Annotated in this window: 10 protein-coding genes; 6 read left to right on the forward strand and 4 right to left on the reverse strand. The window is 70.4% G+C overall.

The window, feature by feature from the left end:
- Positions 1-88 precede the first annotated feature (88 nt).
- The 4 genes from H7F51_RS06385 (at position 89) to H7F51_RS06400 (ending at position 6,502) form a co-directional block, all read left to right on the forward strand.
- The gene (locus tag H7F51_RS06385; RefSeq protein WP_185663404.1) at positions 89-1,483 is read left to right on the forward strand and encodes a porin family protein; all 1,395 of its coding nucleotides are present in this window, start codon (positions 89-91) and stop codon (positions 1,481-1,483) included.
- Positions 1,484-1,576: 93 nt separating this feature from the next.
- A complete protein-coding gene (locus tag H7F51_RS06390) occupies positions 1,577-3,640 on the forward strand; it encodes a TonB-dependent receptor (protein WP_185663405.1) in 2,064 nt (687 codons plus the stop codon).
- A gap of 2 nt (positions 3,641-3,642) precedes the next feature.
- Positions 3,643-4,170, forward strand: a complete 528-nt coding sequence (locus H7F51_RS06395; protein ID WP_185663406.1) for a cytochrome b — start codon at positions 3,643-3,645, stop codon at positions 4,168-4,170.
- Positions 4,171-4,225: 55 nt separating this feature from the next.
- Positions 4,226-6,502 (forward strand): TonB-dependent receptor, encoded by a 2,277-nt coding sequence (locus H7F51_RS06400; protein ID WP_185663407.1) that lies wholly within the window; start codon positions 4,226-4,228, stop codon positions 6,500-6,502.
- Between the two features lie 68 nt (positions 6,503-6,570).
- Here H7F51_RS06400 and H7F51_RS18635 read toward each other — a convergent pair whose 3' ends face one another.
- Positions 6,571-7,173 (reverse strand): c-type cytochrome, encoded by a 603-nt coding sequence (locus tag H7F51_RS18635; RefSeq protein ID WP_246447918.1) that lies wholly within the window; start codon positions 7,171-7,173, stop codon positions 6,571-6,573.
- A 136-nt stretch (positions 7,174-7,309) separates the two neighbouring features.
- Between H7F51_RS18635 and H7F51_RS06410 the strand changes: the two genes are divergently transcribed.
- The gene (locus tag H7F51_RS06410) at positions 7,310-8,587 is read left to right on the forward strand and encodes a DUF3422 domain-containing protein (protein WP_185663408.1); all 1,278 of its coding nucleotides are present in this window, start codon (positions 7,310-7,312) and stop codon (positions 8,585-8,587) included.
- A 217-nt stretch (positions 8,588-8,804) separates the two neighbouring features.
- Here H7F51_RS06410 and H7F51_RS06415 read toward each other — a convergent pair whose 3' ends face one another.
- From H7F51_RS06415 to H7F51_RS06425, 3 genes are all read right to left on the reverse strand, one after another.
- Complete coding sequence (locus tag H7F51_RS06415; protein ID WP_185663409.1) at positions 8,805-10,169, reverse strand: glycosyl hydrolase; 1,365 nt, start codon at positions 10,167-10,169, stop codon at positions 8,805-8,807.
- 73 nt (positions 10,170-10,242) lie between these two features.
- A complete protein-coding gene (locus tag H7F51_RS06420; protein ID WP_185663410.1) occupies positions 10,243-11,829 on the reverse strand; it encodes a lipopolysaccharide biosynthesis protein in 1,587 nt (528 codons plus the stop codon).
- Entirely contained in the window at positions 11,826-13,271 is a 1,446-nt protein-coding gene (locus tag H7F51_RS06425; RefSeq protein ID WP_185663411.1) for a glycoside hydrolase, read from the reverse strand. The genes H7F51_RS06420 and H7F51_RS06425 overlap by 4 nt, the downstream gene beginning before the upstream one ends.
- Positions 13,272-13,613: 342 nt before the next feature.
- Between H7F51_RS06425 and H7F51_RS06430 the strand changes: the two genes are divergently transcribed.
- Positions 13,614-14,861: an alpha/beta hydrolase gene (locus H7F51_RS06430; protein WP_185663412.1), complete on the forward strand. Its 1,248-nt coding sequence runs from the start codon at positions 13,614-13,616 to the stop codon at positions 14,859-14,861.
- Positions 14,862-14,952 lie beyond the last annotated feature (91 nt).

Raw genomic sequence — 14,952 nt, forward strand, 5'->3', positions numbered from 1 at the left:
CAAAGTCCAATATCGCGGCTTCGCGCTGCGCAGCATGCTCCCCCCAGTCGCAGGACAGACGACACCTGAAAATGAAGGGGGAAGGATCATGTTTTCGCGCATCTTGCTGCGCAGTTCCGTTGCGCTCGGCGTACTTGCGGCAACGGCCGCGCCCGCGCTTGCCGGCACCAGCGAGGCCCTGCTGCTTAGGCTGCATGAAAAGGGCATCCTCACCACCGAGGAATACCAGGCCCTGCTGGCTCAGGAACGGGCCGAGCAGGCAGCGCCGCCGCCGGCCGCGTCCGGCGCCGCCGGGAACGCGGACACGAGCCGCTTCGTGCGGATGACCGAGAGCGGCATCGGGCTCGAGGTCGGGCCGGCCACGATCAAGTTCGGCGGCTCGGTCAACGGTTTCTACGTGCACGACAATCCCGGCACGCCCTCGGCCACGACTGCGGTGACCGGCGGCATCGCCAGCGTCGGCACCAAGAACTCCAGCGCGGTCCGCAACGGCCTGCTGCCGGGCTTCCTCACCGTCTCGGTCTCGACCAAGCAGGAAGGCTGGGACATCGGCGCCTTCTTCGGCATGTATCCGGGGATCAACTCGGCCGCATGGGGCACGCTGGGCGCCAACAACGGCGGGCAGCCGACCGCGCTGGCCACAGCCGGGATCGACTTTCGCCAGACCTACCTGACCTTCGGCAAGCCGGGCTTCGGCACGATCAAGATCGGCCGCGACATCGGCCTGTTCGGTTCGGAGGCGATCCTGAACGACATCACCCTGCTGTCGTCGGGCGCGCCGGGCGGGAACGTCGCGCCGGCCAACACCACCCTCGGGCGGATCGGCAGCGGCTACATCTACACCGACTTCCAGCCGCAGATCACCTATTCCTCGCCCAAGTTCGGCGGGGCGCAGTTCTCGGCCGGGGTGTTCCAGCCGCTCTCGTCGTTGACCGGGCCCGCCCAGGGCAACGGCTCACCGGGCTTCCAGGCCAAGCTGACCCATGACGGCAATTTCGGCGGCGTCGCCACGCACCTGTGGGTTTCGGGCGTGACCCAGAAGCACGACATGGTGGCCGGCGGCAGCTTTACCGGGCAGGGGATCGACTTTGGCGGCAAGGTGACGGTCGGCCCGGTCGCGCTGACCGGATATTACTACACCGCCAAGGGCCTCGGCACGACCGTGTTCGGCCTGTTCGATACCGATGTCTTCGGCAATCCGCGCAAGAGCCACGGTTTCTACGCCCAGGCGCTGGCCACGTTCGGCAAGCTGGCGGTGGGCGGCAGCTACGGCGAATCCTCGCTTCGCCATGCCAATGCCGCCGATGCTCTTGCCAATCCCAACCTCGTCCGGGTCAATTCGAGCTATGTCGGACAGGTCCGCTACAACCTGACCAGCTGGGTGACGCTGATCAGCGAGTACATCCATTCGAAGTCGGTGGCTCACTCCGGCAACCGTGCCGAGAGCGATGCCGTGGCTGTGGGCGGGATCCTGTTCTTCTGATCCGCCCGGGACCGGCTTCCGGCGTCCCTGCCCATCCGTGGGGCGCCGGAAGCCTTCCCGCCAGTTTTCATGTCACCGTTGAGGTCGCAGCATATGGTTGACACTTTCCTTGCCGCCGGGCGCCGCGCCCGGACCACCCGCGCCTTCGTGCTGCCCCTGTCACTCGCCGCCGCGCTGCCCTGTTGCGCGCACGCGGCGGAAGGCGATGCCGCGGCCGAGGCCGATGCGGCAGGGCGCGAGATCGTCGTTTCCGGGCAGGGCCTGGCCGAGACGGCGGGCACCACCGCCTACTCCACCACCGAGATCGGGCGCGAGGCACTGACCGCGACCGCATCCGACCGGATCGAGGACGCGCTATCCTCGATTGCCGGGTTCCAGCAGTTCCGCCGTTCGGACAGCCGCTCGTCGAACCCATCAGCCCAAGGCGCTACCCTGCGCGCGCTGGGCGGCAATGCCTCGAGCCGGACGCTGGTCCTGCTCGACGGGGTGCCGATGGCCGATCCGTTCTTCGGTTATATCCCCTATTCCGCGCTCAGCCCTGAGACCCTGCGGGCAGCGCGGGTGACGCGGGGCGGCGGTTCGGGCCCGTTCGGCGCCGGAGCGCTTTCGGGCACGATCGCGCTGGAGAGCGCCGGGCCGGACCAGCTTGGCCTCGCCTCCGCCGGTCTGTTTGTGAACCAGCGCGGCGAGACTTCGGCCAGCGCCGCCCTGGCGCCGCGGCTGGGGTCGGGGTTCTTCGTCCTGTCCGGGCGCTGGGACCGGGGCGAAGGCTTCTGGACCACGCCGGCCAGCCAGCGCGTGGCCGCCAGCGTGCCGGCGCGCTTCGCCTCGTGGTCGGCCGGGCTGCGCGCCGCCGCGCCGCTTTCGGGCAGCATGGAGATCCAGACACGCGCCCTGGTCTTTCGGGACAACCGGACCCTGCGTTTCGCCGGGGCCGACAGCGCCAGCGAGGGGCAGGACTTCAGCCTGCGCCTCGTCGGCCGGGGGCGCTGGCAGTTCGACCTGCTGGGCAGCGTGCAACTGCGCAATTTCAGCAGCGTGACGGTCTCATCCTCGACCTTCAAGCCGGTGCTTGATCAGTACAAGACCCCCTCGAGCGGGCTGGGCGGGAAGCTGGAAGTGCGCCCGCCGCTCGGCGCCGGGCTGGGGCTGCGGCTGGGCGCGGACTGGCGCCGGGCGGATGGCGCGGCGCGCGAGAACGCGATCAATGCCGCCGGGGCGATCAGCGCGCGGCGGCAGGCGGGGGGCGTCAACAGCGATGCTGGCCTTTATGCGGACGGGGACTGGACGCTGGGCGGGCTGGTGCTGACCGGCGGGCTGCGCGCCGACCGCACCCGCGTGGCCGGCGGCTATTACGAGGTCCGCGACGGCGCGGGCGCGCTCACCAGCCGGACCGCCTATGCCGACCGCAGCGAATGGACCGCGACCTGGCGGGCGGGGGCGCTGGTTCACGCCGGGGCGATGATCGATCTGCGCGCGGCGGCCTATACCGGCCTGCGCCAGCCGACGTTGAACGAACTCTACCGCCCGTTCAGCGTGTTCCCGGTGACGACCCAGGCCAATGCGGCGCTGCGCAACGAGCGGCTGCGCGGCTACGAGGCGGGGTTGGACTTTACTCCGGCGAAGGACGTGCGGCTGAGCCTAACGATCTTCGACAATGAGATCCGCGATGCGATCGCCAATGTCACCATCGGCACCAACCTGCGCCAGCGCCAGAACGTGGGCATGATCCAGTCGCGCGGGGTCGAGGTGAGCGCTCATGCCGCGCGGGGGGCCTTGCGGCTCGATGCCTCGCTCGCGTGGAGCGATGCGGAACTGCGCAATGGCGCCGCCTCGCCGCTGACCGGGATGCGGCCCGCGCAGACGCCCGCTTTCGCCGCTTCGGCAACCGTGGGCCTGGTGCCGGCCGAGGGCTGGCTGCTCTCGGCGACGCTGCACCATGTCGGCAGGCAGTTTGAGGACGACCTGCAGACTGACGTCCTGCCTGCAGCGACCACGCTCGATGCCTATGCCCGCATTCCGCTGGCGGGGCGCGCCAGCCTGGTGCTGCGCGCGGAAAACCTGTTCGACAAGGCCATAATAACCCGCAATCAGGGAGGTTCCATCGACCTTGGGGCGCCTCGTACGCTCTGGGCCGGCATCAACTGGAGCCTGTGACCATGACGACTGGCCTCGATCTCAAATATGCCCTGCGCGCGCGGGTGCTGCACTGGACCATCGCGGCGCTGATCCTGTTCAACCTTGCCACGGGCCTGCTGCACGATCCGCTCGAGGACGTGATCAACCTGATCCCGGTGCACAAGTCGGTCGGGCTGACCGTGCTGGTGCTCTCGGTCCTGCGGCTGGCGCTGCGCCTGACCTGGACCGCGCCGCCCTATCCCGCGACCATGACGGCTTTCGAGGTGGGCGCGGCCCGGGCGGTGCACGCGGCGCTTTACCTCTTCATGGTGCTGATGCCGCTGAGCGGGTGGATCATGTCTTCGGCTGGCACCCGGCCGCTGGCATGGTTCGGCCTGTTCGACTGGCCGAAGCTGGCCGTCGTCAAGGACAGCGCGCTCCATGTCGCGGGGCGGGAGTTTCATGAAATCGGCGGCTGGGTCCTGCTGGTCCTCGCGCTGGGCCACATCGCGGCGGCGCTGCGCCATCACTTCGTGATCCGGGACGGGATACTGCGCCGGATGCTGTAGCACCCGGCCCCGCGGGGCCGGAAAGGAAGGCGCCGGAAGGGCGCGGGGGACGAGGATGAACTGGAAGGCCGGATCTTGCCTGTTGCTGCTCACGACCACGGCGGTGCCGGTTTGGGCCGAGGCAGACGGGCCGATCGTGGTCACCGCGCCCGGCGGCGCGATCGACCTTGACGAGGCCCGCAGGCTTGGCCCGGAGGCGCTGGACGCCAGCGCCCGCCCCGATCTCGCCCGCGCGCTCGAGCGCGGGGTGCCCGGCCTGACGCTGGGCGAGGCGACCGGCAATCCGTGGCAGGCCGCGATCGGCTGGCGCGGCTTTTCCGCTTCGGCCTTGCAGGGCTCGGAGCAGGGGCTGGCGGTCTATCTCGACGGGGTGCGCTTCAACCAGCCTTTCGGCGATGTGGTGCTGATGGACCTGCTGCCCGAGGCGGCGCTGGTTTCGGTCCAGCTCAACGAGGCCAGCCCGGTGCTGGGGCGCAATGCGCTGGCCGGGTCGCTCCTGCTCCAGACCGGCGACGGGGTGAGCCTCGCGGGCCTGAGGGCGGAAAGCGACGTCGACTCCATCGGCGGTCATGGCGGAGCGCTATCGCTGGGGCTGGGAGGACAGCGCGACAATCTGTTGATCGTGGCCGAGGCGCGCCACGATCCGGGCTGGCGGGCCGGTAGTCCGTCGACGCTCGGCCGCCTCTTCGCCAAGGGGCAGCACAGCGACGAGGGCTGGGGCATCGAACTGTCTGGCCTTGCCGCGGCAAGCCGCCTGACCGGCAACGGCGTGGCGCCGGTGGAACTGCTGGCGGCGGACTGGCGCGCGGTCTTCACCCGGCCGGACGTTACCCGCACCCGCTTCGCCCGCGTGGTGGCGGCGCCGTGGATCGATGTGGGATCGACCGGGCGGATCGAGCTGACCGCGCATTTCCAGGCGCTCTCGCGCCGCAGCGCCAACGGCGACCTGGCCGATTTCGGGCCCTGCGAGGATGATGCGGGGCTGCTCTGCCTCGAAGATGATGACGGCGAGTTCGAAGAACCGCTGCTCTCGAACGGGGCGCCGCTGGCTGCGGTGCCGGTGACGAGCCGCTACGCCGTGTTCAACCGCGGCGACGAGCAGACCCATAGCGGCGGCGCCATGCTGCAATGGCGCGACCAGCGTGAGACTGCGAAAGGCACGCGCCGCCTTGCCCTGGGCATGGTGGCGGAATGGGCCCGGACGCGCTTCACCGCCACCAGCGAGCTGGGCGTGCTCGGGGCGGACCGCGTGGTCACCGGGCTGGGGCCGGTCGTGACCTCCGAGGACGGGGCGATCCAGCCGGTCGACCTCGTCAACCGGATGAGTGACGTCGCGCTCTTCGCCAGTGCGGAACTGCCGCTGACCCGGCGCCTGTCGGTCGAGGCGGGGGCGCGCTGGTCGCGCAATGCCGTGACGCTCGACGACCGGATCGGCGCGGCGCTGGATGGGCACCATGTCTTCACCCGGCTCAATCCTTCGATCGAACTCGACTATGCCCTGACGCCAAAGGTGCGGGCCAGCGCCGGGTTCTCGCTTACCGGCCGCAACCCGACCCCGGCCGAACTGTCCTGCGCCGACCCCGAGGCGCCCTGCACCCTGGCCAATTTCTTCGTCTCCGACCCGCCGCTGGTGCCGGTGACGGCGCGCAACTGGAAGCTCGGCCTCTCGGGCGAGGGGCGCGGCATGTCGTGGCGGCTCGGGCTGTGGCGCGCCGATACGCGCCATGACATCCGCATGATCGCCTCCGGCGTGCGCGGGCGCGCTTATTTCGCCAATCTGGGCCGGAGCCGGCGGCAGGGCATCGAGGCTTCGGCCGAGTGGCAGCGGCTGGACGGGGCGGGGCGCGGGTGGCGGCTGTCCGCCAGCTATGCCCTGACCGATGCGCGCTTCCGCGAGGGTTTCACCATGTCCAGCCCGAACAACCCGGCGGCGGACGACGACGGCGAGATCGCGGTCCGGCGGGGGGACCGGCTGCCGGGCGTGCCGCGTCATGCGCTGGACCTGAACGCGGTCCGGCAGGGCGCGGGCTGGCAGGTCGGCCTGACCATGCGGGCGCGCTCGGGGCAATATCTCCTTGGCGACGAGGGCAACGACACGGCGCCGACCGCGCCTTACGCGGTGTTCGACCTTGACGGGCGGATTGCGCTGGCACCGGGGATCGAACTGGCGGCGCAGGTGCGCAACCTGCTGGACCGGCGCTACGTCACGGCCGGGACGTTCGCGGAGATCGGCGACATCGACATGGCCGAGGCGCCGGGCGCCAGCGACCCGCGCGCTCTCGCCCCGGCGGCGCCGCGCCGGCTGACGGTCTCGCTGCGGGCGCGGTTCTAGGGACGGGACGGCACTGGGCCGGGGAAGGCCATGCGACCTTCCCCGGCCCAGTGCTGCGTCGTTTTTTCTCAGTGGAGCTGCTTGAGATAGTCGATGATCTCCTGGCGCTTGGCGGGGTCCTTCAGGCCTGGGAAGCTCATGATATTGTCTGGCACCAGCGCGCGGGGGTTTTCCAGCCACTTGTCGAGGGTCGGCTCGTCGAGGGTCAGCCCGGCGGCCTTGAGCGCAGGGGAATAGCTGAAGCTGCCCTGGCCGGCCTTGTGGCCATAGACGCCCCAGAGGTTGGGGCCGAGCTTGTCGGCCGCGCCCTTCTCGGCGCTGTGGCAGACGGTGCAGCGGGCGAAGGTGGCGGGGGCGACCGGCGGCGCGGCGGCAATCTGCTTGGCGGCCGCGGGCTTGACGGCCGGGACCTCCGCGGCGGCGGCCTTGGCGGGAGCGACCAGCGCGGCGGCATCGGCCGCCTTGGGGCTTGCCGCTGTTGTGGGCGCTGCGGCCGCGCTGACGGCAGGGCTGGGGCTGGCCGCGGCCTCTCCGGTGGCGGCCGCGCTGGCCGGATCGGTGGCAGCTTCGCTGGTAACGGCCTCCTGCGGTGCCGGCTCGGCCGAGCAGGCGGCAAGGGTGAGGGCGGCGAGGCTGAGGGCGGTCAGGCTCAGGGCTGGGTACAGGCGCATTTCGGTCGTCTCCCGAGGCGTATGGTTCTTGCCCTCGCCTTGGCATGGGCGCCGGTCGGCACGCTATTGCACTTTCGGCCCGGTGGGCGGGTGCCGTGCGCGGTGGTCTAGTGACCCGGAACGGGAAGGACGCGACATGCGCGCAGAACATGCCTTGCGCCGGGCGGTGGTGGCCGAGATGCACTTGCGGCGCTGGCCGCGCCTTTGCGCCCCGGCTTCGGTGATCCAGTACCTGCGCCTCGTCGGCGAGGGCGAGGCGCGCGAGGCAGAGCGCGTCATGCTCGGCCGCCTGGCCGGGGGCGAGCCGCCCGCGCCGGGCCAGCGCCACCTGATCGGCACCGTGGCGCCGGGGGTGCGGTTCTGCTGGGAGCGCCACAGCGAGGCGACGACCTTCACCCTGTTTCTCGAGGGCAGCGGGCCGGCGCTTGCCATGCGCGGAGACAGCGGGCTGGCCGGGCTGCTCGACGCGGCCGAGGCGCTGCCAGGCGAGGTCATGCGCGCGACCCGGGTGGTGCTGGTCGAGGACGAGGCGGCGGCCGGGGAGCTGCTGCCGGGGCTCGGTTTCCTCTCCGCCGACCTGGTATCGTGCCACGTGGGCGGGCCGGGGATGGCGGGGCCGGGGGCGCGGATCTGGTCGGATTTCGCGCTGCGGGATGACGGCTTCGGCGTGCTGCTGGTGGCGGCGAACGGGCTGCGCGGTCATCCGCTGGCCCGCGCGGTGCAGGGGCTGCAGGAGCTGGGCAATTACCGCAATCTCGCGCTGCTCGGCCTGCCGGTGGCGCGCGAAGGGTGGGCGGCGCTCGACGGGATCGAGCGCGGCCTCGAGGCGGTCAGCCGCGACATGGCCCGGCCCGAGGTGACCGACGATGCCCTGCTGGAAGAGGTCAGCGCCCTGTCGCTGCGACTGGTTGCGCATGGGGCGGCTTCCGACTTCCGCATGGGCGCGGCCGAGGCCTATGCGGCGATCGTCGAGGAACGGCTGGCCGGCCTTGCCGTCCGCCCGGTGCCGGATCACCTTTCGCTGGCGGATTTCACCCAGCGCCGCCTGCTACCGGCGGTGCGGACCTGCGCGGCCCATCGCCGTCGCGCCGAGCAGCTGGCGGAGCGGCTGGCGCGGTTCGTCTCGCTGCTGCGGACCCGGATCGAGACCCGGATCGAGAACCAGAACGGACGGCTGCTCGCTTCGATGGAGCGCAATTCGGCGCGCCAGTTGCGGCTCCAGCAACTGGTCGAGGGGCTCTCGGTCGTCGCGCTGAGCTACTATGCGATCAGTCTCGTCGGCCACGTCCTCGACGGGGCCGAGGCCGTGCTGCCGGGGGTCCATGCCGGGCCCTGGCTGGCCGTACTGACCCCCTGCACGGTGGCGGGCGTGTGGCTGGGGCTGCATGTGCTCAAACGGCGGGTGCTGGACTAGGCCCTGTCCTGACGCAGCGGCGAGGGTGACACGAGTGTCACCCTGAGTTCGCGCCGGAATGGCGAAATTCCGCGCGTTTTGCGCAGAGTGCATGGGTGACACTTGTCCAACCGGACGCGCTTGTCTGACGGTTCAAGGAACGGGCCGATCAGGCTCGCGAAGCGGAAGCTGACAGCGGGGCGCGATGTAGGAAAGCGGTTTGTGCGGGGTGGCCCCTTCACCGCGCGCGGGGGGCGATCTCGATCACGTAGGGGTGGTTGGCGAGGGTGAGGTCGACTCGGCGCACCTTGGTCAGGCTCCGCAGCGGCCGGGCGCCGACCGTCGGGTCGTAGATCGTGACGGCGGGGCGTTCCTGACCGAAGGTGATCGCGATGTGGTCCGCGCCGCGCACCCGTTCGCCCCAGATAACCAGCTGGAACGCCCCGTCGCGGCGTTGGAGCAGGAGTTCGTGGACGGTCTCGGGCCGGTTGGCGATGGCATAGTCGAGCCGGCCGGGGCGGCCGATGCGGCCGCGATCGGCGAGGATGGTGGTCAGGTTGTGCAGGTAGAGCGCGGCCGGGCGCGGCGAATAGTCGCGCCGGAAGAAGCCGAAGGCCTGATTGCCCGCCTCATCGGTCCGGTCCCGCAGCAGGTAGACCGAGGTGTAGCTGTAGCCGCGCCGGAACTGGGCGAGGTAGAGGGTGAGCAGGCTGCGCCCGTGAACCTCCTCGGTGATCGTGCCGGTTATCGCGGCGCCGGTCTCGGTCGTGACGCGGGGCAGGGCATCGAGCCGGGCCTGCGTATAGCCGGTGAACCAGTTGCGCCAGGTCCGCCCGTAATTGCCGTAGAGCCCGTCCACTCTCGCTTCCGGGCCCGGGGCCGCCGCGTTCCAGACCTTGTTGTCGGCCGGCTCGGGGGAGTGGGGATGGTAGATGTAGTTGTGGACGTTGGCGAAGTCGGCATACCTGGTCCCGGCGGGCATGGGGGTCGAGGCCCATGGCGGGATCTCGAGGAACTGGAGGCCGACGTTGTCGGTCTGCGCGCCGGGTTCGGAGACGGTCCAGACCGGGTAGCGCGCGAGCAGGGGATCGGCCTTGACCGCCGTGTAGAGATCGCGCTGGAGCTTCGCCACCGGCAGCCACGAACGGTCCTGCCCGCCGCCGGTCTCGCCCTGATAGGTGACGGGCCAGTTGTTCGGTTCGTTGAGCCCTTCGAAAGCGAGCAGGGCATCCGATCCGGCCAGCTCGCGCCCGGTGCGGAGCAGGCGGGGCAGGTCGTTCCCGCCGCTGACGAGGCCCCAGCTGAACTTCACGCCGGTTTCGCGGTGCAGCCGCAGCAGGGTGGCGAGCGTGGTCGGCCCGTTCTCGCTCAGCCCTTCGATGCCGGCGCGGACCCAGCGAAATCCGCCGAACCGGACCATCCTGATGGTTTCCTCGATCGGCTGGCCGCGATCCGGGAAGGTCGAGACGACCCCGATGGATTCGAGAAAGACTTCGGTCGGGAGGGCCGTGGTCATGGCCGGTTCGGGCGCCGACCGGGCGGTCGACCCGGGCAGGGGGAGGGCAATCAGCAGCGCGGCCAGGGCAGCGATCCCGAACGGCATGGCGGCCGGACCGGATCGCGGCGCAGGGCGCTTCGCCTTCATTCCCGTGCGGGCGCGGGGCCGGGCGGGCGGCTCACCGGCTCGGCGCCGTTGCCGCGCGCAGCCGGCGCAGGCCGGCTTTGCCTTGCAGGGCTGACCCGGCGCGGGCGGCGACGTGCAGCAGCTCGGTCACCGGGCCGTCGCGCCGTCCGGTGACATGCCAGATCGCCAGCACCGCCCCGACGTAGCCCAAGCCGCCGGCCGTGACCTCGAGCGCGAGCTGGAGCAGCGCAGGCCAGCCATCGGCGCGAAGCAGGTGGCGCAGCGGCAGGATGGCGGCGGCCATGGCGATCAGGCCCGCGATCGTGGTGGCATGGGCGGCCAGCTGGGCGGCGACCCTGATCCCGGTGAGAATCCGGGTGGCGACCATCTCGAACAGGGTGGACAGAAGCTCGGCCAGGCAGCGCCCGAGCGCCGCGCCGAGCAGGCCGCCGACAAGGAGGCCCGCGACGAGCAGCGGCACCTTGACCGCGAGGGCCAGCACCTGCTGGAGGAACAGCAGGCGGGTGCGGCCGACGGCCATGGCCGCCGGCTGCAGGGCCACGCTGAAGGTGCTGAAGGTATAGAGGATCGCGGCGATGCTGACGAACGGGGTGGCCGCACTCCATTGCGGGCCGAGCATGACCTGAACCGCCGGTTCGGCGACGAGGGCCAGGCCGATGCCGAGCGGCGCGGCGACCATCGGCAGGGTCGACTGGGCGCGCAGGCAGGCCTTCTTCAGCCGCTCGGCATCATGCGTCAGATTGGCGAAGCTGGGGAACAGCACCCAGCGGATGGGATGGAGCGTTTCCCGCGCGGGGATCACGGCGAGGCTGTCCGCCATGGCATAGATGCCGAGCGCGGGCTTGGAGACGACCGCGCCGATGATCAGCTGGTCGATCCGCCAGTTGAGCGTCTCGACCACCTGCTTGAAGAACATCCACCCGGAAAAGGACCAGATGTCGCGGGCATCGCGCAGGCAGAAGCGTGGCCGGTAGGGCACGAGCAGGTAGCTCCAGACCGTGACGATGACGGCCCCGAGGGCATTGCCGGCGATGATCGCCCAGTATGAGCGCAGCATCAGCGCCAGCGCGATGGCAAGGCCGAGGCTGAGGACCTTGAGGGCCAGCAGGTAGATCGCCAGCGGCCAGAAGCGCAGGTCCTTGGTGACGAGAATGATGAACGGGTTCTGCAGGCCGAGCACGGCGCCGGTCGCGCCGGAAACCACCAGGACGGGGATCAGGCCGGGGACCGCGTAGATAAGCGACAGCGGCCAGGCGATGGCGAGGAACAGCAGGACCAGCAGGACCGAGCGGATCAGCGACATGGTCCAGGCCGTGTCGACCTGGCTGGGGCGCACCTGGTCCTTCTGGATCAGGGCCTGCGACAGCGAGAGTTCGGTACTGGACTGGACCACGCCGAGCACCGCGCTGGCAATGGCGACGATGCCGAAATCCCGCGGGGTGAGGAGATGGGCGAGGATGACGAGAGCCAGCGCCCCGGCAAGGTTGGTGCCCATGCGAACGGTGCCGAGGGAGAAGACCCCCTGGACGGTGCCATGCCGCAGGTCCGGGTCGGCCGGGCGCGGGACCGCTTCTGCCGCTGGCCCGATGCGGCCGTCTTCCGGCTGGGGCGCGGTCATCGCCGGCGGGCGATCGCGGCGGGGACGGCTGCCCGTTCCCCGGCGGCGGCGGACCGCTCCTTGCGCCGCGCGGGCCGGGCAGGGCGGATGGCGAGCGCCGCTCCGGCAAGAAGCGAGAAGGTCGCGGCCGGGTTGGCGATGGGCGAGGTGACCGCGGCGGGGATCAGGCCGAGGATCGCGGCGCTGGCGAGCGCCCCGCCGAGCGTCTGGGCCGCGTCGTCGCCCAGGCCGTAGCTTGAGCGGCGCGCGGGCTGGAACACGGCCAGCAGGTAGAGAATGTAGGACAGAATGCCGATCACGCCCATCGAGCCGAGGATCGCCATGATGTTGCTGGACGACCGGAAGCTGCCCGGCCCGACGCCGATGCCGAAGGTGGCGCGGGCGAGGGTCAGGCCCTGCCCCGCCCAGAACAGCCGCTGCTGGCCGGAACTGCTCGCCGACTTCTCGACAGTCATCGACAGGACCGTGCCCGACACGGCGTCGAGCATCCGGGGCAGGATCGCCATCGCCACGGCGGCGAGGAACACGGCCGCGCCGACCAGCACCAAGGTTTCCTGCAGCTTGCCCCGGGGGGCCAGCCCCGGCAGGAGCAGCGCGCGCAGGATGAAGAAGGCGGCATAGCTCGCCAGTGCGACATAGGCGGTCGACGAGGTGCTGAGCACCAGCATCAGCATCAGCGCCAGTGCAACCGGGGCCGTGCTGCGAACCGCGATGGAGCGGTACCACATTTCCGCGTTCACCATCAGGAACACGAAGCAGGCCCCGGCATAGGTGGAGGATTCGGGCATGATCCCGGCGATCCTGACCATGCCGTCCACTTCCGCGCTCATCTGTTCATAGTTGCCGTTGCGGAACAGCTTGAGGAAATCCTCGATCGGCGTGCCGCGCCCGGCGACATCGAGCAGGCCGGTGGCGATCAGGAACCAGCCGCAGCCGATCGACGCGGAGACCAGTGCCTTCTGGGCCCCTTCGCACCGGGCGAGGATATAGGCGCAGAGTGCCAGGAGCAGCGCGCTGGTCATGTAGATGCCGGCGTTGAGGTTCTGTGTGGTGGGCGCGAGGGGCACGACGAAGAACAGGTTCTCGGTCATCGGCGTCTTCATCGGCGCGACGTTGACAGTGCCGCCGAACAGGCGCGGGCCGAGGTAGGACAGGGCCACGCCGTAGAAGCAGAACAGGGCAAGCCACAGGTTGGCGCGCAAGGCATCGGGGAAATAGCCGGAAAGCCCGCCCTTGGGGGCGAATATCCGCATGAGGACGAAGGGCAGCGCGAATTGCACCGGCGGCACGGTGGAGCCCCCCAGCGCGGGCAGGACGAGGGCGGCCGACCCCTCGAACAGGGCGCTGAAGAGCAGGAAGACCAGCGTGCTGCCGGGCCGGCCGACGAGGATGACCAGGCCGCCGAGGACAAGCTGGATCATCCCGATGAAGGTCAGTTGCATGGCTGCCTCCGCCTGCCGGGGCGCGCCCGCGCGGGATGATCCCGGAACCCGCAATACCGCACTGGGGGTGAGTAAGGCATGGCCGGGAGGTATCACCGCGCGCGGGCGGCAGGCCATGACGCATAAGTGTTAGCGCGGGAACTGCTCGCGCCCGGCGGCGGCGGGCTGATACTTTCGGGGTAGTCCGGATGGATGAGGTCTGGCCGAATTTTGCGGGGACGGGTCCTCATGACGGGGCAAGCCGATGGCGCGCGTTACCGGCAGGGCCTCGTCTGCTAGCCTGAAGGCCGAACCCGCGGGCGCGGATGCCCGGCCGGGCTCGGCTGGATTCTGCAGCTAGCGATGAACGCGATCCTTGACCGCCTTTTCGTGCTTCTCAGCGGCGAGCTGTGCTGGACCGCGCCGCTCGCGGTCGGGCTGGGCCTGCTTGCGCTGGGCTGCTGCGGCCTTGTCTCCGCCCGGTGGCGGCCGGGTCTGCTGCTGGTCGGACTCGGCATCGGCGGGGCAGCGCTTGCGCCCTTTCTCCTTGCTCAGGCAAGGGCGCCCGGTTCGCCCGGCCCCTATCCGGTCTATCGGGCCACGGTGAGCGGGCCGATCGGGTTCGACCTCTGGCTTCCCGCGCGGCCGGGGAGGGCGGGGGCGGCCATCGTCTCCGATTGTTCGGGCCTTGACGGGCTTCCGCTGGCGGCGGCCGAGGGAGAAAAGCGGCGCATCGTACTTTACATGCCGCACTTCAAGGGCGCGCGGGACGACAACTCCGTCCGGCTCCGCCATCTTGCCGCACACGGTTACATCGTGGCGGCCTTCGACGACATCGGCCTCGACCGCCCCCGGCGGGACGCTGACGCGCGGCAGGAACAGGCGCGATTGCACGACTGGCTCTATGCGAGCCAGGCCGACTATGACCGGACCGTGGCGCTGAACGACCTGCGGGTCGGCCTTCAGGCGCGCAAGGCGCTGGCGGGCCTCGATTGGCTGGCTGCCTGCGCCGCCCGGCCGGAGGCATCGGGCTGGAACGGCCTTGTCGACCACCGGGCGGTTGCCTTCATGGGCTTTTCGTTCGGCGGCGCGACCGCGGCCGAGGCGGCGATGATCGATCCCCGCGTTGCCGCGGTGATCAGCCTTGATGGTTCGCTGTTCGGGCGGGCGGCGGCCGGACAGATGCGGGCGCCCTACCTCTATATCAGGAGCAACGATGCGGTTCCGGCCATGTCCGATCTGACTTCGGGCAAGCCGCGGGACATGTTCAACGCGCGGCTGATGGCCCGCCATCTCCAGCAGCAGGCGGCCCTGGCGGCCCGGGCCGGGAGTGCGGGAATCCGCATTACCGGAACGGCTCACGGCAGTTTCAGCGATGCCCTGTTCGAGCCGCACGCATCGCGGCTGTGGTTGCTCAACGATCCGAACACCACGTTCGATGCGGCCGATTCCTACATCCTCGACTTCCTTGACGGGCATCTCCGGGGCCGCCCGATGACGCTGATCGGCCGGGCCGGGCCGCGCCTGCCGAGGGTCGAGACCCTGCGCGGCATCGGCCTCGTTCCCGGCGGGAATTTCGGCTGGCGCGACCCGGTTCCGGCCGGGTCCTAATGCTTGGGGGGTAATCCCTATTGTGGGAGACCCTTCCCCTGCGAGCTAGATCGGCGCGCGGGCGCCTACCCGCCTTCCCAATAGCCAATGC

Origin of the sequence: Novosphingobium flavum, from assembly GCF_014230315.1 — a bacterium.
Classification (GTDB): Bacteria; Pseudomonadota; Alphaproteobacteria; order Sphingomonadales; family Sphingomonadaceae; genus Novosphingobium; species Novosphingobium flavum.